Genomic DNA, 18,271 nt, shown 5'->3' with positions numbered 1-18,271 from the left:
GGTGCTGCGGCAGCCGAACTGGACCGAGGCGTCCTGCCAGCAGAAAACTCAGCCACGTCGCGCAGTCGATCTTGGGCGGCGTCGGCGGGGGGGCATGCTGCACCATCTCAAGACGATTAAGTCGGGCCATCGGAGTGTCCTTTTGCATTCGCCGTGGGCGAGGCACGACACGAGAAGGCTAAGGCGCACACGCTCCAGTGCAGAAATCGGTTCTGCTAATCGCCGCATTTACGCCGCTGATGGATCAGGCGCTGCTCGCTCCCATTGCAGGCGCCATCGCCTCGAGATCTGCGACGAGGACCCGAACCAACTCCAGCCCCGCCGGCGAGAGGCGGGGGTGCTTGTAGAACAGTCCGATGCGCAGCGGATCGAGGCGGGGAAAGCCCTCGTCCTCACGCAGCGCGCGCATTCCGGGCAGCAGCGTCGCGCGGGTCAGGGCGGTCACGCAAAGACCGTTGATGACCGCATCCTGAAGCCCTCCGATGCCCGGCCCGCTATAGACCACGTGCCAGCGCCGGGCTACGCCGTCCAACGCGTGGATCATCCGGGTGCGGTATTCGCAGCCCTCAGGATGCGCGCCGAGCGGGACGGGAACAGTTTCCGGCAGGCTGAGGTTCTGCGCCGCGGCCCAGATTGGCTGCTCAGACCAGTGGCGCGACAGATAGGGCATCTGCGGCTCGGACATGACGGCGACGATGACGTCCAGATCGTCGGCCCGAAGCTGCTCGTGCAGCTCGCGGCTAAGGGCGCAGCGGACCTCCAGCTGGACCTCGTCATGTGCCCGGATAAAGCGGGTCAGCGTCGCCTGAAGAAAAGCAGCAGCGTAATCGGTCGGCAGGCCGACACGCAGGACGCCTGTGCGGTGCGAGCGGTGGAAGTAGCTGACCGCCTCGTCGTTGATGCGGACCATCTCGCGCGCGTAGCTCAATAGCGCCTCACCCGCCGGGGTCAGCACAATTGCGCGGCCCTGGTACAGAAGCAGCGGCGCGCGCACCAGTTCTTCGAGCCGGCGGATCTGCAGCGAGATGGCGGGCTGGCTGCGCCCGAGCGCTATTCCGGCCTTGGAATGGCCACCGAGTTCAATGACCGCGATGAAGCTGCGCAGAAGGTCGGTCGGGAGATTGGTCAGCACCGCCATCGGATTTGCTCGGTCAATACAAGGATGCGCCCAATATATTTCATTTATGGCGGAGCAGGAACTCTAGTGAGGGGATGCAATCAAAAGGGAGGTGCGCCATGCCGCAGAAAACAGCATTTGCATCGGAACTGCCCTGGCCGGACTACGACGCGGCCGTCAGCGACGGGGCAACGCCGATGCTGATCCCCATCGGCTCGATGGAGCAGCACGGCCATCACATGCCGCTGCATGTCGACGTCCTTCTGCCGACCGAATTTGCGCGGCGCGCGGCGATCGAGATCGGCGGCCTTGTCGCACCGGCCTTCACCTATGGCTACAAGTCGCACCAGAAATGCGGCGGCGGCAACCATCTGCCGGGCACGACCAGCCTCGATGGTGCGACGCTGGTCGCCGCGCTGCGCGACGTCATCAAGGAGTTTGCCCGCCACGGTGTGCGCAAGATCTGCCTTGTGAATGGTCATTACGAGAATTCGTGGTTCATCATCGAGGGCATTGACCTGGCGCTGCGGGAATTGCGGTGGGACGGGGTCTCGGACATCAAGATCGTGGTGCTGTCCTACTGGGACTTCGTTGGCGAAACGGACATCGCGCGGCTTTATCCCAACGGCTTTCCAGGCTGGGCGCTGGAACATGGCGGCGTGCTGGAAACCTCGCTGATGCTGGCGCTTTATCCGCAGTTCGTTGATCTGGCGCGGGCAGTCGATGTCGCGCCGGCGAGCTTTCCGCCCTATGACGTCTATCCGGTCCGGGCCGACTGGACGCCCGCCGCCGGCACCCTTTCCTCGCCGCGCGAGGCCAGCGCAGAGAAGGGCGATCTGCTGCTGGAGATCTGCACCAAGGGCATCGTCGCGGCGCTGCGTGCCGAGTTCTAGACGGGCGGCAGGACCGCAACAGGAAGCCGGGCGCGCGATGCGGTCCCGGCTTTTTGCTGTTCAAAGCATGGATAGGACGCGGCCAATGCCGCGCCCTGCCGGATCAGTTGCTGGCGCCGCGCGGGGCGGCCAGCCGCTCGTCCCGGCCCTCGAGGATCACTCCACGGGCAATGGCAACGCACATCAGAAGGACAATGATCGAGAAGGGCAGGGCCGCGATGATCGCCGCCGTCTGCAGCGTGCTCAGCGCCGCGCTGCCGCCCGCCAGCAGCAGAACTGCCGCGATCAGCCCCTGGAACACACCCCAGATGATGCGGTGGCGATGCAACGGATGCTCGTTCCCCTCGCTGAGGATGGTGGTGACGACCAGCGTGCCTGAATCGGAGGAAGTGACGAAGTAGGTCATGACAAGGACCGTCCCAAGTATGCCTGCGATCAGGCCGACCACCCCGAGATCCATCGCCTCGAGCGTAGCAAAGAGCGCCATCGATACGTTGCTGCTGACTGTCGCCGAGATCCCGCCCCGGCCAAACAACTCAACCCAGAGCGCGGTCCCGCCATAGGCGGCGATCCAGACGAAGGACAGCAGGGAAGAGACGCCGACGACGCCGACGACGAATTCGCGTATGGTCCGGCCGCGCGAGATGCGGGCGACGAAGACTCCTACGAAGGGCGCCCAGGATACCCACCAGCCCCAGTAGAACGTCGTCCACCAGCCCTGCCACATGTCGCTCCAGCGGCTGGCGCCCTCCGGCACTGCCTCGACATAGAGGTTGAAGGGCACCAGGTTCAGCAGATAACCCGCAGAAGCCTTCAGCAGCGACAGCAGCAGGAACTGCGTCGGTCCCCAGAGGAAGAAAAAGGCCAAAAGCACGATGGTCAGCCACATGTTGATCTGCGACAGCCACTTGATCCCCCGGTCCAGCCCCGACAGGACCGAGCAGAGAGCGATGGCGGTGATCGCTGCGATCAGCGCCATTTGGATCGGCACCGTCATCGGCACGCCCCAGAGATAGTTCAGCCCGGAATTGATCTGCGTGACTCCGAGGCCGAGCGAGGTGGCAATGCCGAAGACGGTCGCGAAGACCGCAATCACGTCGATCATCACCCCAATGCGTCCCTCGACCCGGTCGCCCAGCAATGGATATAGGGTGTAGCGGATCCCGAGCGGCTTCTTCAGCCGGTAGGAGACGAAGGCGAGCGCCAGCGCCACGACGCAGTAGATCGCCCAGGCATTCAATCCCCAGTGGAAGAAGGCGACCTGGAGCGCGGCATCGGCGGCCTCGGGCGTGCCCGTGGCGCCGTTGAACGGCGTGCCGCCCGAGAAGTGGAGCATCGGCTCGGCGATCGACCAGAAGATGATGCCAATGCCTTGGCCTGCGGCATAGAGCATCGCGAACCAAGTGAAGTAACCGTATTTTGGCCGGTCCTCGGGATCGCCGAGCCGCAGGCTGCCATAGCGGCTTGCGGCGATGACGATCAGGAACAGCAGCAGGAAGCCCGCCAGCGCGACGTACCACCAGCTGAAGAAGAAAGTGACAAAGGTGCGCGCGCTATCGATCCAGGCCGCTGAGCGGGCGGGTAGCGCAAGCGTCAGCGCGACGAAGGCGAGGACCACGCCGGCCGAAATCAGCGTGGCGTGCGGATTGACCCCCCTGAAGGGTCCGGTTCTTGTCAGCATCGATATCCTCCGATGTGTTGGCAGTCGGCGGATATCCCGGCCAGCCCGAAACCCGCCCGCGGCCGCGCGCCGTCCCGGGGGCGGGAGCGCGCGGCAAGGCCCGGCGTCGCCGGGCGTCGCCCGAGAGGGTCAGGCAGCCTTGGCGCGGCCTTTGATGATCAGGTGCTCGGGCCCATAGGGAAAGCCGGTGATGTTGCGGTTGCCTTGGTCCTCGATCACCAGGATGTCGTGTTCCCGGTAGCCGCCGGCACCCGGCATGCCTTCGGGAATAGTGATCATCGGCTCCATGCTGACGACCATGCCGGGCTCGAGGACAGTGTCGCAGTCCTCGCGCAGCTCCAGCCCGGCCTCGCGCCCGTAGTAGTGCGACAGGACCCCGAAGCTGTGGCCGTAACCGAAGCTGCGGTACTGCAGCAGGTTCTCGGCGGCATACATCTCGTTCAACTCGGCAGCGATCTCGGAACACCGGGCGCCGGGGACCAGCAGCTCCTTGCCGCGATCATGGACCTTGCAGTTGAACTCCCACAGGCGCAGATGCGTGTCACTGGCCTCTTCCGCAAAAAGCGTGCGCTCCAGTGCGACATAGTAGCCCGCAACCATGGGGAAGCAGTTCAGCGAAAGGATATCCCCGCGCTGGATCTGGCGGGAGGTGACCGGGTTGTGGGCACCATCCGTGTTGATGCCCGACTGGAACCAGGTCCAGGTGTCCAAGAGCTCGCCCTCGGGCCAGGATCTGGCGATCTCGCGAACCATCGTGGCGGTGGAATGCAGGGCAACCTCGTGCTCAGGAACGCCCACTGCGGTCGCCTCGACGCAGGCGGCACCGCCGAGATCAGCGATACGCGCCATCTCGGTGATATGGGTGATCTCTTCGGCAGACTTGATCATCCGCAGGCGCATGGCGGGGGCAGCGATGTCGACGAACGCGACGCCCGGGAACTCGGATTTCAGCTGTGAGAGCAGGTCGATGTTAACGTGGTCGAACTCAATCCCGATGCGGCGGGCCCCCCCTATGATCTGGCGGATCGCGTAGAAGTAGTTGTCTTTTCGCCAGTCGGTATAGGTGAGATTGCCGCCGCCGAAGGTCCTCCGCCAGGGCTGGCCGCCGTCAATCCCGGCGCTGATCGAGGTCGCTTTGTCATGGTCCACGAAGAAGCCGTAGCGCCGTCCGAATTGGCAGTAGAGGAAATCGGCGTAGTAGTTGATGTTGTGATAGGACGTGAACAGCGCCGCATCGACGCCGGTATCGGCCATGTGCGCCCGGATTGCGTCCAGCCGGCGCTGCATCTCGGCGGCCGAGAAGGTGCCCTTGGCTTTCCGGCCATTATTGACGAAATTCTGAAGTCGTTCGCGTTCGGTCATTGCATCCTCTCCTGTGACAGATTGCAGGCAGGATGCGGCCGTGGATGGAGTGCGTCAAAAGAGCAATGCTAATTGCGCGATTTGGTTTTGTAATGGGTTGGCGCATGAGATCATTCGCCGCTGAATGCCCTGGGTGTTTTCGCAGCTTTACTTTGGCGTAACCAAGTCAGTAACACGGTACCTGTCTTCGTCACTGATGCATTTCGAAAGATAGTGTCCCACCGACTGGTGTAAGAGCGCCGACCTCCGGAAAGGTCCGAGTCTGATCAGGTAGCCACGGCGGGCAGCCTGACATTGGGATTGTCGGTGACGCGGGCCAGGGTTTCAAGGCTCATGTATCGTCGTGCGACCGCCCATTCATCGTTGGTTTCCAGCATGAGCGCGCCGACCAAGCGGATGATGGCGCCGTCGTTCGGAAAGATCCCGATAACGTCGGCGCGACGCTTGATCTCGCGGTTCACCCGTTCAAGCGGGTTCGTGGACGCGATCTGCGTCCAGTGCCCGCGCGGGAAGTCCATGTAGACGAGCACGTCGTCGCGGGAGGCGTCCATCATGGCTGCGAGCCTGGGCTGCTTCTCGCGGAGGGCATCGGCGACAACACCCCACTGGGCTTCGGCCTCGGCCTTGGTTTCCTGGGCGAAGATCGTTTTCAACATCGCGGCGACCGCTGCGCGGCTCTTGGCGGGAGCATGCGCCAGTGCATTCCGCATCCAGTGAACGCGACATCTTTGCTGCGACGCGTTGAAGACCCGGCGGGCGGCCGCGCGCAGACCCTTGTGATCGTCCGCGATGACCAGCCTCACGCCGCGCAGCCCGCGGTCGGCGAGGCTGCGGAGAAAGTCGGTCCAGAAGGTCTCCGCTTCAGATGGCCCGGTGGCCACACCCAGCACCTCCCGCTTGCCATCTTCATTCACCGCAACGGCCACTATCACGGCACGGCTGATGATGCGGCCACTTTCCCTGACCTTCAGATAGGTGGCATCCAGCCAAAGATAGGGCCATGCGCCTTCCAGCGGCCGGGTCAGGAAGGCGTTCACCCGTTCATCGATCTCGCCGCAAAGCCGGCTGACCTGGCTCTTGGACATGCCGCCAGCGCCCATGGCCTTCACCAGGTCGTCCACCGAGCGAGTGGAGATGCCTTGGACGTAGGCTTCCTGAATCACCGCCACCAAGGCCTTCTCGGCCGTGCGCCGGGGTTCGAGGAAGCTCGGCAGGTAGCTGCCCTTGCGCAGCTTGGGGATCTCCAGCGCGATCCGACCCGCACGCGTGTCCCAGTCCCGTTCCCGGTATCCGTTGCGCTGCACCTCGCGCAGCGGCGAGCGTGTGCCCTTCGCCGCACCGGTGCGCAGCTCCACCTCCAATTCCATGATCCGGTCGGCCGCGAAGGCTAGCATCTCGCGCACCAGATCCGTGTCAGCCTGCTTCTCGATCAGATCAATCAGTGCCATTCTCTCGTCGGTCATCGTCATCTCCATTTGGTTTAAGGTCTCGCAACCCAAACCATTCCGAAGATCGGCGATGACCACCAGCGTCACCGTCGGCCGCGCGCTATGCTACGCCGGGGCTCCGCGCGCGGCCTCCTACACCAACTGCTGGGACGCGGCCTTTCGAGAGACACTGAGTGCTAATACCCACGGATCAGGTTGATCGCAAAAGCAAACACACCGTCGTATGTGACATAAGACGGTTTACTGAGGTATTATAATACCTCCGATGGGTTCTGTCCTGAAACGCGACAGGCCATAATTTGCTGGGCTTTCGCGGATCGAGGAGTTCACCTGGCATCGCGCCTCCCCCTCTCCGAGCGCTGCATCATTGTGGGCATGCTGCAGCTTGGCGTCGATCGCAGTGCCACCCGGCCGGCATCGCTCGACAACCCACCGCGAGATCGGGTGTAACTTCTGGCACGTTCCGGACGCGACGGTGGCAGCAGTCTACCGGCGACTACAGCATCAGCGATTTGGCCGAGTTCTCTCGGTGTCCCGGCCCACCGCCTATCGCACCCTCAAGCGCCAGCAGACCGCCATTTAGCCATGAAGAAACCCGCCACAAAGCGATGTAGGTCACAAGATGCTCAGCTTTGGGATCGTAAGAAAATCGGAGGTTTTTCTGACAGTGCCTTATCTGCCGTAGGCCGACACGGCATGCTCGTCGATCTAGCGTAAAAAAAGTCATCCACAGGTATCATGCACTAAATATTGTGCAGTGCTTGACATCGATAGTCGACAGGTCGACCTTGCAAGAGGAGGATCAGAACATGCCAGACACTCATATAAAGCCGCGCAAAATCGTCGGTGTTTCGCTCAGTCCGGAGCTGGCCATTGCTGTCAAGGCCGAGGCGGCTGGACGCGATATCACAATCCGCAAGCTCTTTGAGGAAATGTGGGACCTCTACAAAGCAACCAAGAAGATCACCTAATGCCTGTAAATCTCGACAAGCCTCAAAACTGGAAAGCCGATATCGCAGCCTCCGTCGATATGTACAATGACTGGTTTATGCGGTTTGCACCGCAAGCCTTCAGGGAAACCCGGCTCAAGGTAACGAAGGATGTTGAAGCCGCGCTCGCGAACACTGAGAACCTCACCAATATCCGCCCAGAGACGCTACGCCGCTGGCCAGGTGTTCTCCCCACCTTGCGCATGTCTACATGCCCACCTTTAGCCGTGGACCGGATCATCGGTCTGGCAGTGGTATCCACCAATCTTGTCAAGAACCTGGAGATGAACAAGCTTCCTTCGCGGATGGCACAGGCAGAGCTTGACCTTCAGCTGACCAAAATCGGCGATATCATCGAAAAAATGGCGGACCCCGATATTTTTGTTTGGCTTGGCAGAACGGAACCTGCAACAGACGTTGAGAAGCACCGTGCCGCTACCATTGTGGCCGACCGGCTTTGTGGTGCGGTCGCCAACCCGATCATTCGCAACGCGCAGGAGAAGCGTCAGCTTGCCAGTATCAAGACATGGCTGGAAGCAAGAGGCTATCGTCAGCTCACCGGCGGAGACGGTTCACGTTTCAATGCGATGCTACCGGGCACGTTCAGTTTTCGGATGAACGTTCCCGTCAAGCTCGAAGGGGGCCTGACGACGATCAACATCCCCGTTGACGCAGTGATTAAACCTCTCGGTTCCGACCCGGCCGAACTGCCCATCTTCTTCGAGGCAAAGTCGGCAGGGGATTTCACAAATACAAACAAGCGCCGAAAAGAGGAAACCGTGAAGATGGCCCAGCTACGCAGCAACTACGGCGAGAACGTCCGGTTCAACCTGTTCCTCTGCGGGTATTTCGACAGCGGCTATCTGGGCTACGGGGCCTCCGAAGGGATCGATTGGGTATGGGAGCACCGGATCGATGATCTGGCGGAGTTTGGGCTATGAGTAAGATAGAAGCCTTAGAAAAACAACGGCTTGAGCTTCAGGCCCGGCTGGACAGCGGAAAAACAGCGGAGGAGCGCAACCGCCTTGGGCAGTTTGCCACGCCGACTGCCCTTGCACGTGACATTCTGTGCTATGGGATTGATCAACTCCCACCTAGTGAGCCGATCAAGTTTCTGGACCCCGCCATCGGAACCGGTTCATTCTATTCTGCGCTTTGTGCCGTGGCAAAGCCGGATCGTGTAGCTGAAGCGAAAGGCTTCGAGATTGATCCCCATTATGGTAATCCAGCCGCCGCACTTTGGCGGGGCAGCCCCCTTGAGCTGCGCTTCGAGGACTTCACACAAGCGCAGGCACCAGAAGGGCAAGGCAGGGCGAACCTCCTGATCTGCAATCCGCCCTATGTGCGGCATCACCATCTTGATGCAGAAGCAAAGGCCCGCCTTCCGTTTCAGACCGAGCAGGCATGTGGCGTAAGGATCGGCGGCCTCTCTGGCCTTTACTGCTATTTTATGGGCCTTGCACATCCATGGATGGAGCCAGGGGCTATCGCCGGATGGTTGATCCCGAGCGAATTCATGGGCGTGAATTATGGACGCATGCTTAAATCGTACCTTCTGGAGAAGGTAACGCTTCTCCACATTCACCGCTTTGATCCAGCCGATGTGCAGTTTGCCGATGCTCTAGTGTCGTCGGCCGTGGTCTGGATCAAGAACACGCCGCCCCCGCGCGATCACGAGGTCCGCTTTACCTATGGCGGCTCACTTGCTGCGCCCGCCGTAGAGCGTCTGGTCTTGGCATCGGAGCTCACACATGAGCGAAAATGGACGCGCTACCCACAAGCCGAAGCCGCAAGCGTCCGATCTGAGATCACCCTTGGCGATCTGTTCGACGTAAAGCGTGGCCTTGCCACCGGCGACAACAGCTTCTTTGTCATGGACGAGGCGCAGATCGAGGCCCGGCATCTGCCGATGGAGATGTTCCGGCCGCTTCTTCCTGGTAGCCGCTATCTGCCAGAGGATGAAATCAAGGCCGATGAAAAAGGCTGGCCAGCCCTCGACAAGCAGCTTTTCCTTCTCGATCCTCGCATCAGCGACGACGAGATTGAGCGGCGCTTTCCCACCCTCAAAGCCTATCTCGACACGGGAAAGACCGGAGAGAAGCCCGTTGCGGAAGGGTATCTTTGCCGATCGCGGCGGCCGTGGTACACCCAGGAAAATCGCCCGCCAGCACCGATCATTTGCACTTACATGGGCAGGAGCCGAGCTGGAGGGAAGCCGTTCCGCTTCATCCTCAATCACTCCCAGGCGACCGCTCTCAATACCTATCTCATGCTTTACCCGAAGCCGGCCCTTGCACGTTTCATGCAAGACAATCCTGAAGCACTGCGCACGGCATGGACGTTCTTGAACGAGATAGACACCGACGAGCTCCTCGGGCATGGCAGGGTCTATGGCGGCGGCCTGCACAAACTGGAGCCAAAAGAGCTCCGGGGCTTTCCGGCGCATGATCTCATCAACAAACTGCAAGGCATCGACATAGCGTGGCAGGGTTCATTCTTCCCAACCCGCGCGGTCGCGTGAAGTGTGGTCGCTATGAGTGCTGACGCCTACCTCCGGTCCATCCTCTTGCGTGAGGCAGTAGATACTGGACTTACCTTGCCGGTTCGAAGCGTAATAGGAGCGTTGAGGCCAGCTATTGTACAATGGTCAGGGGGCTATCTTGCGGACCTGTCTCCGAGCGGATCATTTGCAAAGGGCACAGCCAACAAAAGCGGCACCGATATCGATATTTTTGTCTCCCTTGCACACAACACGCCTGAGACCCTGAAGGATATTTACACAAAGCTTTTTCAGAGAATGACGGAGTTGGGGTACAAGCCCAAGGCCCAGAACGTCTCGATCAACATCACCGTGAACGGCTATGATGTCGATTTGGTCCCCGCTAAGCGTCAAGACTTCTACAGCCACGATCACAGCCTCTATCGCCGGAAGGCCGATACATGGACCAAGACTAACGTCGCGACGCACATCAACTATATATCTCAAAGCGGACGCGTTTCCGAAGCGCGTCTTATCAAGCTCTGGCGGAACCAAAAGGGGCTGGATTTTCCATCGTTCTATTTGGAGCTCGCTGTCATCAACGCCCTTGCCGGGACGTACGGTACGCTAGCGCAGAATGTTCTGACAGTATTGCGGTATCTTCGCGACACGTTCCCGGCCGCCCGTATCATCGATCCGGCCAATACCAACAACATCATCTCCGAGGACCTTACGGCGGCCGAGAAGGGTAAAGTGAAGGCAGCGGCCGAGCGTGCCCTTGCCGCAAAGACGTGGGGAGAGATCATTGCATGAGCGGATGGTCCCTTCCCGCGCTTCTGGCTGGCTTGCACGATGACATCGAGCGGCGGCTAGCGACAGCACGAAAAGCCTTCGCGCATCCTGTCACAAAAGGGGATGCCAGCGAACGAGTCTGGCTTGAGCTTCTGAAGACCTATCTCCCGCAGAGATATCAGGCCGAAACCGCTCATGTGGTCGATAGCACGGGGGCCTTCAGCCAGCAGATCGATATCGTCATTTTCGACCGCCAGTATTCCCCTTTTATATTTCATTTCGAAGGGCAAATTATTGTCCCGGCCGAAAGTATCTATGCGGTGTTTGAGGCCAAGCAATCGATAAACGCTGGTCAAGTTGCCTATGCACAGGAAAAGGTCGCGAGCGTTCGGGGCCTGCACCGCACAAGTCTTCCGATCCCGCATGCGGGCGGTATGTTTGATCCGAAGCCTCTGGCATCGATCTTGGGTGGTTTGTTGACTTTTGAAAGTGACTGGAACCCTCCTCTTGGGAAAGCCTTGGAAGATGGTCTCATGGCCGGTGAACCGTCAGGTCGGCTTGATATAGGCTGCATTGCAGCTCATGGCGGATTCATCCTCAATCCATCCGGCTCCTATACTTTGAGCAAGCAGGGCAAGCCTGCCGCTGCATTCCTTCTAGAACTGATCGCACAGCTCCAGAGCAAGGCAACAGTTCCCATGATCGATATTCGTGCCTATGCGCGCTGGTTGACCAAGTAACGCACAGTGCGTGTTCCTTCTTTGTACCGGGGCTAATTTGTGGTATATCTAGGGGTATGAACCGATTCCGGCACACCATATGGAGAACGTGACCATGGCGAAGAGCGGAAGCAAGAGCGGCGGCGGCAATGGGCCGCGCACGGTGAACAAGAGCGCTGCTACAGGGAAATTCGTGTCCAACAAGACAGTCGCGAGCAGTCCGAAGACAACCTACAAGCAGACAACCAAACCCTGCAAGTGACCGGCCATGAAAGACTTGCGGTTCCGCCAGCTTGAAAAATACCGCGTTGGCGGAACACGTGATCGGATGCAGCTTTCGCTTCCCGTGCCGAAAAGCCCGTCCGGCAAGATCTATCAGTATTCTCCGAATCCCAACGCCACGCCGCGCTTGTTCCTGATTGGTGAAGCGCCAGAGGACCGTTCCATCGTCGAGGAGCATCGGCCCCGCATCCGGCGAGAGCCCGGACCAGGGCAGACGGTCTGCCCGTATTCCGGTCATGTTGCCGAGGATGAAGCGTTCACTCATGCCGATGACATCGAGGCCGTGAAAAAGCACGCCCTCTGGATGGCAGAAAATGACGTGAACAGCTTCCTTGGCGATTGGGCCAAGAACTTCAACCGGAAGCAGCCGCGCGGCAGTTTCATCACGATGAAAATGGAGCACAAGCCGCGCCGCCGCCCGAAACCGCTGGCGATCCGGGAAGACTTGCTCCGTAGCCTTGGGTGCAATGTCTGCGCCCGTGCCTATGGCGTCTACGCACTTGCGCTGTTCTGCTCAGATTGCGGATCACCGAATGTCGCGCTGCATTTTCGACGCGAGATCGAGCTTGTTCAGGAGCAGATCGCCCTGGCCGACGAACTCGACACGCAGGGTAGGGGAGAGATTGCCTACCGCATCATGGGCAACGCCCATGAAGATGTACTCACCGCCTTTGAGGCGACGCTCAAGACAGTACACGCGCATCTTGTGCGTACCCACCTGCCAGAGCAGCTTGAGAAGCTTACCGGGAAGAAGGCTGTCGGCAATGCCTTTCAGAATGTCGAACGCGGTCGCGAGGTATTTGCCAAGATTGGCCTGGACCCATTCGACCGCCTTGACGCTGTGGAGATCGATCATATCCGCTTAAATATCCAGAAGCGCCATGTTCTCGGCCACAATCTTGGCATAGCCGATGAGCACTACGCCCGCTTCGCCGAAGATCATGAGCCCGGCGAGACCATAACACTGATCGGCGAAGACATCAGGCGCTTTGCCGAGCTCTGCTTCAGGGTTGTGGAACACTTGGAAGACAGCCTTATACCCGGTGTTGGCCTCTCACTTTCATAAAAAGAAAGAATGATTTCATGCAAAAAATTTCAACTCAGGAGCTGGCAAAGAAGAAACCAAGCGCCAGTTGCTGTGATTGCGGTAAGGGAGCAGCAGAGTCCGGTTCGGAAACCTCGACGATCCAAGGCGGAAACGCCCGGTGCCCCAGATGCTCGCGCAATGAGAGTCTTTATTGAGATTTCCGCCGTAGTCGCTTGGCCAAATGCCCCTTATCCGCTCCTTTGCAGAACGGCTTGCAGGTCCGCGAAATCGACCCCCACAAGCGACAGCTCAAGACCCTCAGCGGCCTCACGCCCTACGAATACATCTGCAAGATCTGGACATCCGAGCCAGACAGATTCATCGTAACCCAATCCACTAGATGCCGGGATTGAACACCTAGGCTGCAGGTTAGTCACCATGGCACTTCAATCGCGCTTAGGAGCGGAAGCCGCCCGAGTGTTTCGAGGGTTCGTCATTGAACCATAGGGCAAGCCACTGATCGCGAGTCACAATACAGACGGATGATGCATAAATCGGCCTTATGCAGTGTTGATGACATTCTGGTCATGCTGACATGAGGCGATCTCTACAGCTGTGAGGCCGTAACCGCCCGATTGAGACCGCAGGTCACTTCTGAAGCATCGGGGCGACCAAGATGATCGCCATGCCGGTCAGGCAAAAGATTGCGCCGATGGTATCCCATCGGGTCGGGATCTGCCCCTCCACGGCCCAAAGCCAGGCGATGGATGCTGCGATGTATATGCCGCCATAGGCTGCATATGCACGACCGGCAAACTCGACCTCAACCCGCGTCAGCAAGTATGCGAACAGGGCAAGGGAGATGGCGCCCGGAATAAGCCAGAGGGCAGAGCGGCCAAGACGCAGCCAGGCCCAGAACGCGAAGCATCCTGCGATCTCGGCAAGAGCAGCCAGCGCATAGATGCCGACAGAGGCGAGGACGCTCATCATGGGCAAGCTGCATTCCACTGCCACGGCAGCAGCTCGTCAAGCCGGTTGATCTTGTGATCGTGGATGCGGTCGAGGATGTCGGCCAACCACGCCTGCGGATCGAGCCCGTTCATCTTGGCGGTTTCGATCAGGGTCATGGCCCGGGCCAGTGTCTCGCCACCGCTGTCCGAGCCTGCAAAGAGCCAGTTCTTCCGACCGATGCCGATCGGGCGCATGGCGCGCTCGGCCGGGTTGTTGTCGATGCCAACGCGGCCGTCTTCGAGGAAGAGCTCGAAGGAGGGCCAGCGGCTGAGGCCGTAACGGAAGGCCCTGGCGAGATCGCTCTTGCCCGGAATGAGCAGCAGCTGGGCCTCGGCCCATGCCTTGAAGGCATCGACCATGGGGCGGGAGTGCGCCTGGCGCGCCGCCTGTCGCAGTTCGGCGGACTGACCGGCGATCTCGCGCTCGATGTCGTAGAGCTTGCCGATCCGGTCGAGGGCCTCCCGCGCGATCTCGGACCTCCTGCCCTCCCAGACATCATGGAAGTCGCGCCTCAGGTGCGCCCAACACGCGGCCTCGCAGAACTGACTGCTGCCGTCCGCGCGCGGGGCGTAGAACGGGTTGAAGCCGGCATAGGCATCCGCTTGCAGGATGCCGCCGCTGCCTTGCAGGTGGCGCTGCGGATGCTCTCCCTTTCGATCCGGGGAGAAGCGGTAAACGACGCCGGGTGGTGCGGTGCCGGCCCAAGGTCGTTGGTCCGAGACATAGGCCCAGACACGACCCTGCTTGACCCCTTTGCCGAGGCCGCGGTCCCGGCGTGACCGGTCCAGCACGCGGATCGGAGTATCGTCCGCATGCAGCACCGGCGCGGCCATCACCTCGGCCTCAATCCGTTCAATGACAGGGGCGAGCACCTTCATGGCGCGTCCGCACCAGTCCAGCAGCGTGCTGTCCGGAATATCGGCCCCCATACGGGCGTAGATCTCGCTCTGACGGTAGAGCGGGAGGTGGTCGTCGAACTTCGAGACGAGGATCTGGGCCAGCAGCCCCGGACCGGCCATGCTGCCCGTGATCGGACGGCTCGGGGCCGCAGGCTGCACCATCTTCTCGCACCGGCGGCAGGACTTCTTCACCCGCGCGATTTGGATGACCTTCATCTGCGCCGCGACCAGGTCGAGAAGCTCGCTGACGTCCTCGCCCACCACTCGCAGCTCACCTCCACAGTCGGGGCAACAGGTGCCAGGGTCGAGCTCACGCCGTTCGCGGGGCGTTGCGTCCGACACGCGCGGACGGCGTCGCGGCTTTGCCTCGGCAACAGGAGCATCGGTCGCGGCAGGCTCATCGTCCTCGATCGGCCCGTCGCGCTGTTCGGCGGCTGCGACCAGCAGATCCTCCAGCGCCAGCTCCAGCTGGGCGATCTCGCGCTCGATCTTTTCCGAGGTTTTGCCGAAGGCCTGCTTCTGGAGTTTGGCAATCCGCAGGCGCAAGGCCTGAACCAGCTGATCGTGGGCCTGAAGAGTGGCCGACATGCGCGCATTCTCCGCCTGAAGCACGGCGATCATCGCCTTCAGGACCGCGGGGTCGTCAGTGAGAATGTCGGCATCATCAGACATGCCGACTGATACCATGCGCCGGCATGAGAGGCCAATAAAACAAGTGGATTCAGTTAGATGATCTACCCGACCCGAGCTGGGGGAGCGCCCCAGTCCGGTCGCCGCCAGTCGATCCCCTCCCAGAGCATCGCCAGCTGGGCGGAGGTCAGCCGCGCGACCCCGGCCTCGCTGTTCGGCCAAGGGAAGCGCCCGCGCTCGAGGACCTTGTAATAGAGGCAGAAGCCCTGGCCATCCCAGTAGAGCAGCTTCAGCCGGTCACCTTGGCGGCCACGGAACGCGAAGACTGCGCCGCTGGTCGGTTTCTGGCGCAGCACATCCTGGGCCAGAGCTGAGAGACCGGCAATTCCCTTCCGCATGTCGGTCGCGCCGCACGCCAGATAGACCCGGACCCCGGTGCCAGGACCGATCATGCCGCTTCCACGGCCCGGATCAACCGGGTCAGCGCCTGGCCATCCATGCTGCTGTCGAACCGAAGGCAACGACCGTTGGCTAACCGCAATTCGATCAGGACCGGTCGAGAGGGTGCTGGGGGATGTGCCGGATCAGGCAGCGAGCCGAAATCCACTGGCAGGAAAAGCGCGCCCCGATCCGGCGACCACAGCCCCTTCTTCTTCAGCTCACGGCGCCAGCCATAGACCTGCGACCGCGTGAGCTCGTGCCGTTGGGCAACCTGCGTGACCGAGGCCCCGCCGATGCCGACCTCCAGCACGATCTCGAGCTTCTCATCGTCATTCCAGCGACGGCGCCGTTCGACACCTAAAATCTCACCCAGCATGGCCTCTCCCGATAAGACACGTGCATAACGACGTCTTTATGCACGTGTCTTAGCTCGCCCAGCCTTCGTCAGGCAGGCGGCCTCAACCGGTCGGTTACGTGAGGCCCACCGGGGATGATGCTCATCCACGACGAAGGGGTGGGCGTGGCGGCGTGTCCCCTGCAGATGCGGATGATCGAGCGGAAGGTTGTGGTGGGTGTGTTCCAAGATCTCTGCATCATCGCTCGGCCAGAGCCGAAGGGCAGCCAGGAGGCCCATCACGGCCAGCGCTGCGAGAACGCCGAGTGCTGCAATAGGGCCGAACCGGCTCATCAGCCACCCAGACAGCGGATAGGCAAGCAGCCAGCAGGCGTGGCTCAGCGCGAACTGCGCGGCAAAAAGTGCGGGACGGTCCTCGGCATGAGCCGAGCGTCGAAGAAGTCGCCCGGACGGCGTCAGGACGGCGGAATATCCAAGCCCCACAAAGAACCAGGCACCCAGCAGCATCGGCCAGGTCAGCCCGAGGGCAGCAATCGTCCCGGCCAGCCCCAAGAGCGTCAGCACCATCAGAATGGCCCCGCCCACCATCACCGGGCGATCTGACATCCTGTCCAGGACCCGTGGCAAAAGCAGGGCCGCAATCATCGAGCCGGCCCCGAAGGCAAGCAATGTCCAGGCGAGGGCGGAGGCATCCAGCCCAAGCGTGCCCCGCACAAGCGCGACCGAATTGACCAGCACCATGGCCCCCGCAGCCGCAGCAGCCATGTTCAACGCCAGCAACCCGCGCAGACGCGGCGTGGCCAGGTAGATGCGGATGCCGCGGGTGGTGCGGTCATAGATGCCGCGCGGCTCGGAGGGTTTTGGGCTGGGCAGCATGACCGAGAGGACCAGTGCCGCAGACGCAGCGAACCCGATCATGGTCCCGAAAAAGAGCGAGTTGTAGCTGACGGCAGCCAACAGCAGGCCGGCCAGCATCGGGCTGACGATGTTTTCCACATCATAGGCCAGTCGCGACAGCGAGAGCGCTCGGGTATAGCGGGCCTCGTCCGGCAGCACGTCGGGAATGGTTGCCTGAAAGGTCGGCGTAAAGGCGGCGGAGGCCGATTGCAGCACGAAAATGAGGACGTAGACCTGCCAGATCTCGGTGACGAAGGGCAGGCAGAGGGCGACAGCGGCCCGCACAAGATCCAGTGCTACGAGGAAGGCCCGGCGTGGAACCCGATTGGCAAAGGCGCCCGCGATGGGGGCAATGCCCACATAGGCCACCATTTTGATGGTGAAGACGGTGCCCAGCACCATGGCCGCATTGTCACCCGCCAGGTCGAAGGCCAGAAGCCCAAGCGCCACCGTGGCAAGCCCGGTGCCCAGAAGCGCCACCACCTGCGCCGCAAAGAGGTGGCGGTAGGTGCGGTCGGCAAGGACGTCCAGCATGGCGCAACCTCAGAGGTATCGGGTAATGGCCTTCATCTCGTCGCGATCATCGACCGAATGATCTGCGTCCAGACAATGATCAATATGATCGTGGATGAGAGCCCGCTTGGCATTGATGACGGCCTTCTCGACCGCTTGCAGCTGGTGGGCGATATCAAGGCAGGGTTTTCCGGCCTCGATCATCTCGATCACCGCCCGCAAGTGGCCGTCGGCACGTTTCAGCCGGGTAACCAGGGCAGGGTGGCTTGCGTGAACATGCGGGTGTGACATACAGTCAGGCTATCCCCCCCGAGGGGATGAAACAAGACGGCGCGATCAGCGTGCCGCGAACGAGCGGGCAGGGCAGGTGGGTGAAGCACGTGCGGACCTTTGTGCAAAGCGCACTTGCAGCGGTCCTCTGCCTGTCGTTGGTGGTGTGGTCCCTCGCACCGAGTGCCAGCCATGCCCCTTCAGTCTTCGAGGTGGTGGCAGAGCATACCGACATGATCGCCGATCATGGCCACTCCCACGGGTTCGAAGAGGATCTGTTCTGGGTGCTTCACGGTCACAGCCATGATGTGGCCGACCATGATCACAGTCAGGCCATGCTTGTCCCCGGCGCCGGTTCGCACCCGCCGATGGCTTATCGCGACACATTCCGGCTGCGTGCGTCATGGGACGGACCGCAGCGGGTTTATCTGATCGAGCGACCTCCGCGGGCCTGATCGATGCCGCC

19 protein-coding genes and 1 pseudogene are annotated in these 18,271 nt (G+C 61.1%); 10 read left to right on the top strand and 10 right to left on the bottom strand.

The window, feature by feature from the left end:
• Positions 1-244: 244 nt before the first annotated feature.
• On the bottom strand, positions 245-1,138 hold the full coding sequence (locus ACZ2G3_RS19210; protein WP_419270750.1) for a LysR substrate-binding domain-containing protein: 894 nt from the start codon (positions 1,136-1,138) through the stop codon (positions 245-247).
• Between the two features lie 98 nt (positions 1,139-1,236).
• Here ACZ2G3_RS19210 and ACZ2G3_RS19205 point away from each other — a divergent pair, with 98 nt between their 5' ends.
• Positions 1,237-2,010 carry a creatininase gene (locus ACZ2G3_RS19205; protein WP_419270748.1) on the top strand — a complete coding sequence of 258 codons (774 nt, stop codon included), beginning with the start codon at positions 1,237-1,239 and terminating at the stop codon, positions 2,008-2,010.
• Positions 2,011-2,113: 103 nt separating this feature from the next.
• Here ACZ2G3_RS19205 and ACZ2G3_RS19200 read toward each other — a convergent pair whose 3' ends face one another.
• The 3 genes from ACZ2G3_RS19200 to ACZ2G3_RS19190 form a co-directional block, all read right to left on the bottom strand.
• The gene (locus ACZ2G3_RS19200; RefSeq protein ID WP_419270746.1) at positions 2,114-3,691 is read right to left on the bottom strand and encodes a BCCT family transporter; all 1,578 of its coding nucleotides are present in this window, start codon (positions 3,689-3,691) and stop codon (positions 2,114-2,116) included.
• Between the two features lie 129 nt (positions 3,692-3,820).
• The gene (locus ACZ2G3_RS19195) at positions 3,821-5,053 is read right to left on the bottom strand and encodes an aminopeptidase P family protein (protein ID WP_419270744.1); all 1,233 of its coding nucleotides are present in this window, start codon (positions 5,051-5,053) and stop codon (positions 3,821-3,823) included.
• Between the two features lie 266 nt (positions 5,054-5,319).
• The gene (locus ACZ2G3_RS19190) at positions 5,320-6,516 is read right to left on the bottom strand and encodes an IS256 family transposase (protein ID WP_419270953.1); all 1,197 of its coding nucleotides are present in this window, start codon (positions 6,514-6,516) and stop codon (positions 5,320-5,322) included.
• A 794-nt stretch (positions 6,517-7,310) separates the two neighbouring features.
• Here ACZ2G3_RS19190 and ACZ2G3_RS19185 point away from each other — a divergent pair.
• The 8 genes and pseudogenes from ACZ2G3_RS19185 to ACZ2G3_RS19150 all read left to right on the top strand — a co-directional run.
• On the top strand, positions 7,311-7,472 hold the full coding sequence (locus tag ACZ2G3_RS19185) for a hypothetical protein (protein ID WP_419270742.1): 162 nt from the start codon (positions 7,311-7,313) through the stop codon (positions 7,470-7,472).
• The gene (locus tag ACZ2G3_RS19180) at positions 7,472-8,431 is read left to right on the top strand and encodes a XamI family restriction endonuclease (RefSeq protein ID WP_419270740.1); all 960 of its coding nucleotides are present in this window, start codon (positions 7,472-7,474) and stop codon (positions 8,429-8,431) included. Before ACZ2G3_RS19185 ends, ACZ2G3_RS19180 begins: the two co-directional genes overlap by 1 nt.
• Positions 8,428-10,011, top strand: coding sequence for an Eco57I restriction-modification methylase domain-containing protein (locus ACZ2G3_RS19175; RefSeq protein WP_419270738.1), 1,584 nt, complete (start codon positions 8,428-8,430; stop codon positions 10,009-10,011). The genes ACZ2G3_RS19180 and ACZ2G3_RS19175 overlap by 4 nt, the downstream gene beginning before the upstream one ends.
• A gap of 12 nt (positions 10,012-10,023) precedes the next feature.
• On the top strand, positions 10,024-10,782 hold the full coding sequence (locus ACZ2G3_RS19170; protein WP_419270736.1) for a nucleotidyltransferase domain-containing protein: 759 nt from the start codon (positions 10,024-10,026) through the stop codon (positions 10,780-10,782).
• Complete coding sequence (locus ACZ2G3_RS19165) at positions 10,779-11,501, top strand: DUF6602 domain-containing protein (RefSeq protein WP_419270734.1); 723 nt, start codon at positions 10,779-10,781, stop codon at positions 11,499-11,501. The genes ACZ2G3_RS19170 and ACZ2G3_RS19165 overlap by 4 nt, the downstream gene beginning before the upstream one ends.
• 79 nt (positions 11,502-11,580) lie before the next feature.
• Complete coding sequence (locus ACZ2G3_RS19160; RefSeq protein ID WP_470400078.1) at positions 11,581-11,742, top strand: hypothetical protein; 162 nt, start codon at positions 11,581-11,583, stop codon at positions 11,740-11,742.
• Positions 11,743-11,748: 6 nt separating this feature from the next.
• Positions 11,749-12,828, top strand: coding sequence for a hypothetical protein (locus ACZ2G3_RS19155; protein ID WP_470400076.1), 1,080 nt, complete (start codon positions 11,749-11,751; stop codon positions 12,826-12,828).
• Positions 12,829-13,091: 263 nt separating this feature from the next.
• Positions 13,092-13,189, top strand: a pseudogene (locus tag ACZ2G3_RS19150) (IS481 family transposase); the annotation flags it as partial.
• A 248-nt stretch (positions 13,190-13,437) separates the two neighbouring features.
• Here the strand turns inward: ACZ2G3_RS19150 and ACZ2G3_RS19145 are convergent.
• From ACZ2G3_RS19145 to ACZ2G3_RS19120, 6 genes are all read right to left on the bottom strand, one after another.
• Entirely contained in the window at positions 13,438-13,776 is a 339-nt protein-coding gene (locus tag ACZ2G3_RS19145; RefSeq protein WP_419271490.1) for a YnfA family protein, read from the bottom strand.
• Complete coding sequence (gene tnpC / locus ACZ2G3_RS19140) at positions 13,776-15,371, bottom strand: IS66 family transposase (protein WP_419271491.1); 1,596 nt, start codon at positions 15,369-15,371, stop codon at positions 13,776-13,778. Before tnpC ends, ACZ2G3_RS19145 begins: the two co-directional genes overlap by 1 nt.
• Before the next feature lie 62 nt (positions 15,372-15,433).
• Positions 15,434-15,781, bottom strand: a complete 348-nt coding sequence (tnpB, locus tag ACZ2G3_RS19135) for an IS66 family insertion sequence element accessory protein TnpB (protein WP_419271492.1) — start codon at positions 15,779-15,781, stop codon at positions 15,434-15,436.
• A complete protein-coding gene (gene tnpA, locus ACZ2G3_RS19130; RefSeq protein ID WP_419271493.1) occupies positions 15,778-16,146 on the bottom strand; it encodes an IS66-like element accessory protein TnpA in 369 nt (122 codons plus the stop codon). Before tnpA ends, tnpB begins: the two co-directional genes overlap by 4 nt.
• 36 nt (positions 16,147-16,182) lie before the next feature.
• On the bottom strand, positions 16,183-17,556 hold the full coding sequence (locus tag ACZ2G3_RS19125; protein WP_470400074.1) for an MFS transporter: 1,374 nt from the start codon (positions 17,554-17,556) through the stop codon (positions 16,183-16,185).
• A gap of 9 nt (positions 17,557-17,565) precedes the next feature.
• Entirely contained in the window at positions 17,566-17,826 is a 261-nt protein-coding gene (locus ACZ2G3_RS19120; protein WP_419271714.1) for a metal-sensing transcriptional repressor, read from the bottom strand.
• A 26-nt stretch (positions 17,827-17,852) separates the two neighbouring features.
• On the opposite strand from ACZ2G3_RS19120, the gene ACZ2G3_RS19115 reads away from it, so the two are divergent.
• A complete protein-coding gene (locus ACZ2G3_RS19115; RefSeq protein WP_458478843.1) occupies positions 17,853-18,260 on the top strand; it encodes a hypothetical protein in 408 nt (135 codons plus the stop codon).
• Positions 18,261-18,271 lie beyond the last annotated feature (11 nt).

This window comes from Paracoccus sp. KKT209 (assembly GCF_055635455.1).
The sequence above is the reverse complement of the archived record's forward strand: the minus strand, read 5'-3'. Positions and strand labels throughout refer to the sequence as shown.